Raw genomic sequence first — 5,749 nt, forward strand, 5'->3', positions numbered from 1 at the left:
ACCCAAGTGTCGTGGCGGCTGGCGCCTATTTCGGCACGAGCGGTTTCGACAAGACTTTCGAGCTTGGCCTGGAGATGTTTCTGGACGAGATGGAGCGGATTCGCGACGCTGCCCGGGGCGAGGCCGCCAAAAGTGGCGATCGCGCCCGGAAAAAATCGTAACCAGGGTTCTCAATGCGCTTCCTATCGGTTCTCGTCCTCATCGCCGGCGCCGCAATCGGCGTCTTCTATCCCTGGGCGATGAGCAATTTCTCCGGCCATGCGATCGGCACTTACAGGGTCTACGAGGGCGGCCGCTTCCGGTCGGCGACCGTACGGCTGGCGGCAAGCGATGCGCCCGTGCGGGTGCTGGTCGACCTTACCGCGCGGGCCGAGCGCGTCGCCTCGCAGCAGCGCACCGTGCTGACGCTGACCGCGGCAAGCGGCGGCCGCACGGCGCTTGCCTCGACATTGTCCTTCAACCGCACCGACAATCCGCGCCAGGTGAGCCCGCAACTGCCCGACAAGATCTTTCGCGACGAGGCCGGCGTAATCGAGACGGTCGCACCGGGCGCCTATGTCTTCACCGTCGGTCCAGGCGATGCCGACGGCATCGACATGCGTGCCGTCGATCTGATCCTGCGCGCAGGCACCGGCTCGATCGACGAGAGGGCGTGGCCGGTCGGCTACGCGCTGATGGGCATCGGCCTGGCCGGGCTGGTGCTGTCGCTGGTCTTTGGGCGTCGCAACAAACCGCCGCAGAACCCGAACTCGCAGCCGCCACCACCGCGCTGGGGCCGCGGCGGTTCGCCGAGATGAGGACGGCATGAACTACCGCCACGCCTATCACGCCGGCAATTTCGCCGATGTCGTCAAGCACGCCGTGCTCAGCCGCCTGGTCGAGTATCTGAAGCAGAAGGACAAGGCCTTCCGTGTCATCGACACCCATGCCGGCATCGGCCGCTACGACCTCGCTTCTGTCGAGGCCGGCAAGACCGGCGAATGGCAGGGCGGCGTCGGCCGGCTGTTCGAGGCCACGCTCGAGCCTCGGGCGGCAGCGCTCCTTCAGCCCTATCTGGAAGCGGTGCGCGCGGAAAATCCCGGCGGCGGCCTTGGCCGCTATCCCGGCTCGCCGCTGATCGTGCGCCACCTCCTGCGCAGCCAGGACCGGCTGACCGCGATCGAGCTCCACCCTCAGGATGCGGCGCGATTGAAATCCGTCTTTGCCGGTGACTTCCAGACGAGGGTGATCGTGCTCGACGGCTGGCTGGCGCTCGGCGCGCATCTGCCGCCGAAGGAGAAGCGCGGCCTGGTCCTCGTCGATCCGCCCTTCGAGGAAGAGGGCGAGTTCCAGCGCCTCGTCGAGAACCTGCGCCGCGCGCACCGGCGCTGGCCGGGGGGCATCTACGCGCTCTGGTACCCGATCAAGGACCGCAAGGCGGTCGCCGCCTTCCGCGCGGCGCTGCAGGAGACCGGCATTCCGAAACTGCTCGACATCGGCTTCGAGATCCGGCCGGCCTCGAACGAACCCAGCCTCGACGGCAGCGGCCTGGTGGTCGTCAATCCGCCCTTCACGCTGGAGGGCGAATTGCGGGTGCTGCTGCCGGCCCTGCACAAGGTGCTGGCCGTCGAGCAGCCGTCGCGTTGGACGATCGAGTGGCTGGCCGGCGAGTAAGCTCGCGCGAAGATTGAGCTATGTCAGTGCCGATGGCGTGATCCCCGTCAGTCGCCGGCTTTCGCGGATCAGATGCGCCTGGTCGGCATAGCCGGCCTCGATGGCGAGCACGGCGGTCGAGGCATCGCCGGCTTTCCCGCGCAGGCATCGGAAGCGGTGGAAGCGCAAAATGCGGTCGAGCGTTTTCGGGCCATAGCCGAAGGCGCTCTCGAAGCGACGCCTCAGCGTCCGCTCGCTCATATGCAGGTGGCGCTGCAGGAAAGGAACCAAGGGCGTCTCCGGCGGCAGTCCTTCCTCGACAGCGTCAAAGGCTCTGCCCATCAGCGGATCGAGCGCATCGCGCCCTTGCGTGTGCATGCCGACCGTCTCTTCCAGTTGCCGCACCATGGCGTCGAGGTCCGGCGCGGCCTTGATGCGGTCGGACAGCGCCCGGGCGCGCGTGCCCCAGAGCTGGCCAAGGTCGAGGCGTTCGCCGACGATCTCGCTGGCCGGCACGCCGAGCCAACCGGCGGCGGCTCCCGGCCGGAAGCGGAAGCCGACGATCACCGCGCCGGAGGTTGGCCTTTCGATCTGCGGCTCCTTGTCCGGACCGGCGATGCGGAACCGGCCGTCGATCCATTGCAGGTCGATGGTTGCGTCGGGCGTGATCACGATCGGCGGGACAGCCTGATGATCCATGCGATGCACCCAGAGCGCGGAAAAGGCGCCAGCCAGGCCTCGGGCTACGGGCCGCTCCCGAAAGAAGCCGGTGGTCTGCGCCAGAACCGGTTCCATTTCTTCTCCGATCTGCTCCGCCCGGATCGGTGCGACGGTCATTTTGGCCGAAATCTTCAATGCCGGCCGCGTCATCCGTGGCAAAACGGATGCAGCTTTACAGCGCTTCATGCGCTTCTGTCAGACCGCGTCCGTTTCCGAATGTGGTCCCGAATATAGAAAGGAGTGAGAGAAATGAAAGCTCGCATCACCGTCGTCACGCTTGGCGTCGACGACCTGGAAGCGTCGCTTAGATTCTACCGCGACGGCCTGGGCCTGCCGACCGAAGGCATCATCGGCCGCGAGTTCGAACACGGGGCCGTCGCCTTCTTCGAGCTCGCCGGCGGCTTGAAGTTCGCCATCTTCGAGCGTTCGAGCATCGCCCACGACGCCACCGTGCCACAGAGCGGCCGCAGCCCGACCGAGCTAACCATCGGCCACAATGTGGCCAGCGAAGCCGAAGTCGACGCCGTGATGGCAGAGGCCATCAAGGCCGGCGCGCACGTGGTCAAGCCGGCTCAAAAGACCTTCTGGGGCGGCTATGCCGGCTATTTCCAGGACCCAGACGATCATCTCTGGGAGGTCGTCTACAACCCCGCTTTCATCCCTGAGGACTAGGCACTACAGGCCCATATTCCGTCGAAAGGAGGTCGTCATGTTTGTTCAGAACGCTCAGGCGCTTGGCGCGCTTCTAATCGGCGGCGTGTTCATCCTCGCCGGCATCGAGCACTTCGTGAAATTCAAGGCGATGCGCGGCTATCTGGCCGCGCAGCGCTTTCCGGCGCCTTCCTTCATGCTCGCCGCCGGCTCGGCGCTCGAGATCGTCGCCGGCCTGATGCTTGTGCTGGGCCTCGCCATGCCCTTCGCCGCCGGCGCGCTCGTCGTGTTCACGCTGACCGCGAATTTCATGCTGCTCCGCTTCTGGGCATCCGAGGAGCCGGAACGGCAGGTGCTGCGCAATGCCTTTCTGATCAACGTCGCGGTCATTGGCGGGCTGCTGCTTGCGGCAACGACCTAGCCAGTGACATCTGGAACGATGTTTTCTGGAAACCATTGTTTTCGCAACCGCTTGACCGCCGCCAAGCGAATCCGCACAGTGCGCGCAACCGATCTTGAGAGGCTGTCATGACTCGCTTCGCTCATTCCGCTCTTGCCGCGCTGATTTCGCTTCTGACGCCGCTTGGCACGTCGCTTGGCTTCACCCAGGCCGCGCATGCAGCCGACCTTGCCGTCTACACCGAGGATGACGGTGGCGTCTGCGGTCAGCCCTGGGTGCTGAGCAAGATCACCAGCCGCTTCTCATATCAGGTGCGTCACGTGCCGCATCTGCCGGATGTTGCGATCACCGACTTCCATCGCGTTCACCAGCATCGCTATTTGCCGGCCAGCGACGAATGGCCGATCGGCCGGCGCTATTGCGGCGCCACCGTCAGCCTGTCGGATGGCCGCGACCGCACCATCTGGTACCTGATCGAGGAAGGGCAGGGCTTTGCCTCGATCGGCGACAATGTCGAGTTCTGCGTCTCGGGCTTCGACCGCTGGATGGTCTATAACGGTCGCTGCCGCGTGCTGCGGTAAAGGTCAGCCTGCTTCTGATTTAAGAAACTGCGGCGCCCATGGCGGCCGCCGCAGCCATGTGTTGCCAATCAATCGCCGCAACGACGCGATGAACCTTGGATGGAAGCTTGCCGCCACCATCCGTGGCGTCACGTAGGTTCGGTGGTCAGGGAGGCGCGGAATCCGCCTGACTCCTGGATGCCGGACACGCAAGTTCATTCGGAGTGACGCCGACATCGGCCCTATCGCGAATATTGCGGGCTGCCGCCTATCGCCGGAAGGCAAATCGGCTAATCTGACCGCCCGAGAGCACAAATCACTTTCGGGAGTTTTTATGGATCTTGCCACCATATTTGCCTTCGCGGCCGCCTTCTTCGTCTTCGCCGCCAGCCCAGGGCCCGACAATATGACGATCGTCGCCCGCACGATCTCCAACGGCCCGGCATCGGGCATCGCCTACGGCATCGGCACGGTGGTCGGCATCCTGATCTTCCTGAGCCTCGCGGCTTTTGGCCTGTCGATTGTCGCCACCAAGATGGCGATCCTCATGACGGTGCTTCGCTACGGCGGCGCGGCCTACCTGATCTGGATGGGCATCAGGCTATGGAGCGCTGCGCCGGTCGTGCCGGAACTGCAGCCCGTCTCCGAGCGGCGCGGATTGCTTGCTATTTTCGCCACCGGGGTCGCGCTCAATCTAGGCAATCCGAAGATGCCGCTGTTCTACCTGGCGCTGCTGCCCAATGTGGTCGGCACCTCGCTCGACGCCGGTCGTGTCTGCGTGCTGATGGTGGTGATCGTAGCTGTCGAGATCGTGGTGATCGGTGGACATGTCGTGCTCGCCGGCCGCGCCCGCAAACTGCTGCGCACACCGAAGATCGTGCGCCGGGTGAACCGTGCGGCGGGCGGCGTGATGGTCGGCGCCGGCGTCGCGGTCGCCGTAACGCGCTGACGCCGGGCGACTTGCCAATTTGACAAAAAGCAGAGCTACCGCTAGAAAAGAGACAGACCTGTCTCATCACCTTGGCGACATGACCCCTTCATCGCCTTCCGCCAAACGCCAGCATGTTATCGACACGGCGTACGCGCTGTTCAAGCGCGACGGCTTCCATGCCACCGGCATCGACCGCATCATTGCCGAAGCCGACATCGCCAAGATGACGATGTACCGCCACTTCCCGGCGAAGGACGAGCTGATCGTCGCGGTGCTGGAGCATCGCGCGGCGCGTTTCGAACGCCAGCTCGACCGGCTGGCGGCGACGGCGGGCACGGCGGCGGCGAAGATAGCGACGATCCTTGACTGGCACGAGCGCTGGTTTCGCGATCCGGATTTCCACGGCTGCCTGTTCGCGCATGCTCTCGCCGAGTTCGGCGATCCCGATCATCCGGTGTTCAAGGCCGCCAGCCACCAGAAGAACGGCTTGCGGACGCGCATGCGTTCCATACTCGAGAAGGAGATGCCGACCGAGCCGGCCGAGGGCGCCGCGGCGGCGCTGTTGATGCTGATCGAGGGCGCGACACTGATGGCTCAGATGGGAGTGCCAGCTGCCGCCATCGACGGCGCCCGCAAGGCGGCTTCCGCCATCATCGCCAGCGCGCGGGCGCCGCGATGAACGCGACGGTCGTCGGGCTGGCGCTGTTCGCGGCAATTCTGCATGCCAGCTGGAACGCCTTCCTGCGGACCGGGGCCGACAGGCTGTGGACGGTCACCGTCATGAGCTTTTCGAGCACGGCTGCCGCCATTGTCCTGGCGCTCTTCCATCCGCTGCCGGCCGCGCCTGCCTGGCCC

At 65.3% G+C, this 5,749-nt stretch carries 8 protein-coding genes and 1 pseudogene; 8 read left to right on the forward strand and 1 reads right to left on the reverse strand.

Going from position 1 to position 5,749, the window contains the following annotated elements:
* Window positions 1–173 precede the first annotated feature (173 nt).
* Window positions 174–797 (forward strand): hypothetical protein, encoded by a 624-nt coding sequence (locus EOA38_RS25785; protein WP_126094801.1) that lies wholly within the window; start codon window positions 174–176, stop codon window positions 795–797.
* 7 nt (window positions 798–804) lie between these two features.
* On the forward strand, window positions 805–1,653 hold the full coding sequence (locus tag EOA38_RS25790; RefSeq protein ID WP_126094800.1) for a 23S rRNA (adenine(2030)-N(6))-methyltransferase RlmJ: 849 nt from the start codon (window positions 805–807) through the stop codon (window positions 1,651–1,653).
* Window positions 1,654–1,671: 18 nt separating this feature from the next.
* Here EOA38_RS25790 and EOA38_RS25795 read toward each other — a convergent pair whose 3' ends face one another.
* Complete coding sequence (locus EOA38_RS25795; protein WP_126094799.1) at window positions 1,672–2,427, reverse strand: helix-turn-helix domain-containing protein; 756 nt, start codon at window positions 2,425–2,427, stop codon at window positions 1,672–1,674.
* Window positions 2,428–2,601: 174 nt separating this feature from the next.
* Here EOA38_RS25795 and EOA38_RS25800 point away from each other — a divergent pair, with 174 nt between their 5' ends.
* The 6 genes and pseudogenes from EOA38_RS25800 to EOA38_RS25825 all read left to right on the forward strand — a co-directional run.
* A complete protein-coding gene (locus EOA38_RS25800; protein WP_126094798.1) occupies window positions 2,602–3,024 on the forward strand; it encodes a VOC family protein in 423 nt (140 codons plus the stop codon).
* 37 nt (window positions 3,025–3,061) lie between these two features.
* Window positions 3,062–3,424, forward strand: coding sequence for a DoxX family protein (locus tag EOA38_RS25805; protein WP_126094797.1), 363 nt, complete (start codon window positions 3,062–3,064; stop codon window positions 3,422–3,424).
* A 107-nt stretch (window positions 3,425–3,531) separates the two neighbouring features.
* Window positions 3,532–3,984 (forward strand): hypothetical protein, encoded by a 453-nt coding sequence (locus tag EOA38_RS25810; RefSeq protein WP_126094796.1) that lies wholly within the window; start codon window positions 3,532–3,534, stop codon window positions 3,982–3,984.
* Window positions 3,985–4,297: 313 nt separating this feature from the next.
* Complete coding sequence (locus EOA38_RS25815; protein WP_126094795.1) at window positions 4,298–4,912, forward strand: LysE family translocator; 615 nt, start codon at window positions 4,298–4,300, stop codon at window positions 4,910–4,912.
* 79 nt (window positions 4,913–4,991) lie between these two features.
* Window positions 4,992–5,573, forward strand: a complete 582-nt coding sequence (locus EOA38_RS25820) for a TetR/AcrR family transcriptional regulator (protein ID WP_126094794.1) — start codon at window positions 4,992–4,994, stop codon at window positions 5,571–5,573.
* A pseudogene (locus tag EOA38_RS25825) lies at window positions 5,570–5,749 on the forward strand (EamA family transporter); the annotation flags it as partial. The gene EOA38_RS25820 and the pseudogene EOA38_RS25825, both read left to right, overlap by 4 nt.

It is taken from the genome of Mesorhizobium sp. M1E.F.Ca.ET.041.01.1.1 (assembly GCF_003997355.1).
GTDB lineage: Bacteria > Pseudomonadota > Alphaproteobacteria > Rhizobiales > Rhizobiaceae > Mesorhizobium.